Raw genomic sequence first — 3,851 nt, forward strand, 5'->3', positions numbered from 1 at the left:
GCGGCAGCATCGACAAGTTCATGGGCGACGGCATCCTCGCCAGCTTTGGCGCGGTGGTGCCGGACGCCGCCGCTGCGGCGAACGGCTTGCGCGCGGTCGACGACATCCTCGCGGCGGTGGATGGCTGGCGCGCACAACGCCAAGCCGCCGGACGGGCGGCGCCCGATGTGGGCGGCGGCCTGGCGACCGGGCCGGTGCTGTTCGGCATCATCGGCGACGAGCAGCGGCTTGAATACACGGTGATCGGCGATGCGGTCAATCTGGCTGCCAAGCTCGAGAAGCACAACAAGGCCGAAGGCACGCGTGCACTCGCCAGCGGCGCTGCCTATGCGCTGGCGCGCCAGCAAGGCTACCGCGGTGAGAAGGCCGTTCGTGCGGGGCGCAGCGTGGCGGGGGTGGGTGATCCGATGGACGTGGTGGTGCTGGGCAGCGTTTGAACCGGCGGCAGCGGCCCGAGTTCGATGCGCACGCGGCACGCGGCCACCACGCTGGGAGACAGCGTGATGCCGGGCAAGCCGCGCGGGTTCACGGCGACGAGCCGGCCGATCTCGGCCGCGGCCAGGGGTGCGGTGCCTGCCGGTGCATCGCTGCGTTCATGCACCAGGATGTCGAAGGCGGGCATGCCGCTGGTCGACAGGCTGAAGTGCGCGCGCAACGCCTGTTCGTAATCTCTCGCGGCTTCGAGCCGGCCGATGCCTGCGACACGCGGCCGCACGAGGTTGGCGCGCGGCAGCGGGAGCGCGGCCAGCTGGTGCATGGCAACGGCATCCCAGCTTTCATCGGTGGCGAAGACATAGACGTTGGGCCAGTCGAGCCGACGGCACGCGGGCAGTGCACGCAGGGCGTCGATCAGCGCGGCCAGTTGGGGCCCGCCGCACAGCGCAACGCGGCACACCGGGCGCAGCGCCAGGCAGGCCATGGCCGCTTCGGCCAGTGCGCGCGCCGCGTCCAGGGGAGTCATTGTCCTGCCATTGTCCATTGCGGAATGCCCAGCGCGCCGACGGCAAGGTAACGTGCCAACAACGCGGCCAGGTCCAGGGCCGGGTCGAGTGCCAGCGCCGAGGCGGCGGCGGCCCCCAGCGTGGCGCCGGCCGCCAAGGCCTGCAGCAGCTCGTGCTCGCCGGCTGTCAACGGCATCACGCGCACCTGGCCGTCGCTGCGCAGCACCAGCAACGCCTGGCCGGCGCTGCTGGCGCACAGCGGCCCGCGTGATTCAGCCGGCAGTTGGTGCCACCGCCAGAGATCGAACACCGGATGGCACGACGCCAGCAGGCGCGCCGTGTCCGGCCACGGCAGCCGGGCCGCGGCGCGCTCGGCGTCGGGCGCTGCGGCCAACACGGCCAGCGCCTGCGCCGGATCCACGGCCATTGCCTCTGGCGCGTGGAAAACGGCGTGCCAGGCCCAGTCCAGCCGGGCCACATCGGCCAGGTAAGGCAGCGTGGCAGCCGGCTCGAAGTTCGCCAGGAAGCCCGGCAGATGTTCGCCGAAGGCATGCAGGTTGCCCGATCGCGACGGGTGCTGCGCCAGGTAGTGCCGTGCCAGCCCGCGGAAGAAGGCCTCACCGACCAGTTCGTGCACCGTGGGGTAGACGGCGGCCAACGCCCCACCCAGCACCTGCCGCAGGTTGTTGCGGTACACCTCGAGCCGGCGGCCGGCGGCTATCGAGACGGTAGGGGTGCGGCGTATCAGCGGCTCCAGCGCATGCTGGCGCCCGAACAGCGCGTCCATCACGCCGGCTTGCAGCTCATGCAGTGCAGGCATTGGCGGGCTCCGTGGTGGCAGCGCGGATGTCTGCGCAAGACATGACCAGCGGTGTGGCCATCGGCGTGGCCACCTGTCCAGCCGCTTGCCCGGCCAGGTACGCAGCCACCTGCGCGTCGGCTCGTGCGGCCTCGTCGAGCAGCACCTGCAGCGGCGGCAGTTCGCTGTCCCATTCGACGAGCGTGGGTCGCGGACCGATCGTGCGCAAGGCCCCGGCGTACAGCGCCCACACCGCATCGCCCACTGGTCGGCTGTGGGTGTCGATCAACAGGTCCACCGGCGTGCCGTCTTCTGCCGTCACGGTGTTGCGCACATGGCCGGCCAGGTGGTACTCCTGCACCGCGTCGGCCGGCAAGGCTTGCAGCCAGACTAGCGGGTCTTCGCCGTGATTGCCGGCGTTGACGACCAGGTTGTTCAGATCCAGCAGCAATCCACAACCCGTACGCCGCGCCAAGGTGGCCAGTAGCTCGGGCTCACCGATCTCGTCGTCGCGCCAGCGCAGGTAGGCCGAGATGTTCTCCAGCAGCAGCGGGCGGCCCAGCACGTCCTGCACCTGCATGACGCGCGCCGCCACGTGGTCGAGCACCTCGCGCGTGTTCGGCAGCGGCAGCAGGTCGTGGCTGTGGATGCCGCCAAACGAGCTGAAGCTGAAGTGCTCGGACACCAGTGCCGGCTGCACGCGGTCGACCAGGGCCTTGAGCGCCTTCAGGTGCGGTGCCGACAAGGCGTCGGTCGAGCCGAGCGACAGACCGACGCCGTGCAGGCTGACCGCATGCGTCTCACGCACCTGCAGCAGCACATCCAGGTGGCGGCCGCCGCCGAAGCAGTTCTCGCTGTGCATCTCCACCAGGCCCACCGGCGGGCGGCGGGCCAGGAAGTCGCGGTAGTGTTCGGCGCGCAGGCCGATGCCGCAGCGGGAGGAGGAAAGCAGCGTGGCCATCGTAGGCGCCACTGTAGGCAGACGGCCGCTGCACCGCCATCCGTGCCTGAACGGGGCGTTTCGCGGGTACTACGGATAGCCGCCACGCCCGCGCATCCACAACAATGCGGGCGTTGTGCCGGCCTGGCCCACCCCCACCCACCCGCCCACCGAAAGCGCCGAAGGCATGCAGTTCGAAGCCGTGGACCCAGGCTCGCGCGCCGAATCGGCGGCCGACGCGATGGCCTTGCTGCTCGACGGCATGGACCACGCTGCTGCGCTGATCGATGCACGCGGCCGCGTCACCTTGGCCAATGCTGCGTTCGCGGCGCTGCTGGGCGTGACCCAGGCCAAACTGATCAGCCAGGACTTTGCGCGCTGGGTCGACCGCGACGGCTTCCCCACCTGGCAGGCCGCGCTGACGGATGCCGCCGGCGGCGCACCGGCGGAGTGTGCCGTGTCGCTGCGTGCCGGACCGCCGGGCGGGGATGGCGCGGAAGGGACGGGCGAAGACGGCGGCATCAGCCTCGCGGTCGAGATCAGCCTGCGGCAATCCGCGCCGGGACGCAGCGACGCATTGGCGCTGAACCTGCGTCAGGTGATGCACCGGCGCGACGACGACCAGATGCTGCAGTGGATTGCCCGCGCCACCGCGCCGCTGACCGGGCAGGACTTCTTTCGCACCTTGATGCGTAATCTGGCCGAGGCCTTCGGCTTCCGCCGCGCGTTCATTGCCGAGTGTGTGAACCGCCCGACCACGCGCGTGCGCACGCTGGCCTTCTGGTCCGATGCCGAGTTCCGCCCCGATTTCGAGTTCGACCTGGGCGGCACACCCTGCGAGATGACCATTCGCGACGGCCGCGTCTACTGCGTCGACCAGGACCTGCAGCAGCGCTATGCCTGGGCTGAGCGGCAAAGCCTGGACAGCTACCTCGGCGCACCGATCTTCGACACCCGCGGCGAGCAGTTGATCGGCCACGTCGCGTTCGAGACCTCGGGCCGCATCGATCAGGGCGTGCTGAACAACCCACTGTTCCAGATCTTCGTCTCCCGCGCCGCGGCCGAACTGCGCCGCAAGCGTGCCGAGGATGTGCTGCGCGCCAGCGAAGCGAACTACCGGCTGCTGGTGGAGCACCAGACCGACGTGATCGTGCAGTACGACGCGCAGCGG

Annotated in this window: 5 protein-coding genes; 2 read left to right on the forward strand and 3 right to left on the reverse strand. The window is 70.4% G+C overall.

Features of this window, described 5'->3' with window-relative positions; all coding sequences use genetic code 11:
- The coding region (locus tag VLK61_RS28390; RefSeq protein WP_325426403.1) for an adenylate/guanylate cyclase domain-containing protein at positions 1-437 on the forward strand (437 nt) is incomplete at its 5' end.
- On the opposite strand, the gene VLK61_RS28395 is transcribed toward VLK61_RS28390, so the two are convergent.
- From VLK61_RS28395 to VLK61_RS28405, 3 genes are read right to left on the reverse strand one after another with little or no spacing between them, the layout of a single operon-like run.
- The gene (locus VLK61_RS28395; RefSeq protein ID WP_325426405.1) at positions 350-961 is read right to left on the reverse strand and encodes a 6-phosphogluconolactonase; all 612 of its coding nucleotides are present in this window, start codon (positions 959-961) and stop codon (positions 350-352) included. The genes VLK61_RS28390 and VLK61_RS28395 overlap by 88 nt on opposite strands.
- Positions 958-1,761, reverse strand: a complete 804-nt coding sequence (locus VLK61_RS28400) for a DNA-binding domain-containing protein (RefSeq protein ID WP_325426407.1) — start codon at positions 1,759-1,761, stop codon at positions 958-960. The genes VLK61_RS28395 and VLK61_RS28400 overlap by 4 nt, the downstream gene beginning before the upstream one ends.
- On the reverse strand, positions 1,745-2,701 hold the full coding sequence (locus VLK61_RS28405) for a DUF692 domain-containing protein (RefSeq protein ID WP_325426409.1): 957 nt from the start codon (positions 2,699-2,701) through the stop codon (positions 1,745-1,747). The genes VLK61_RS28400 and VLK61_RS28405 overlap by 17 nt, the downstream gene beginning before the upstream one ends.
- Before the next feature lie 166 nt (positions 2,702-2,867).
- On the opposite strand from VLK61_RS28405, the gene VLK61_RS28410 reads away from it, so the two are divergent.
- A partial coding sequence (locus tag VLK61_RS28410; protein WP_325426411.1) for a GAF domain-containing protein occupies positions 2,868-3,851 on the forward strand: 984 nt, incomplete at its 3' end.

Source organism: Aquabacterium sp. (genome assembly GCF_035476535.1).
Taxonomy (GTDB): domain Bacteria; phylum Pseudomonadota; class Gammaproteobacteria; order Burkholderiales; family Burkholderiaceae_C; genus Pseudaquabacterium.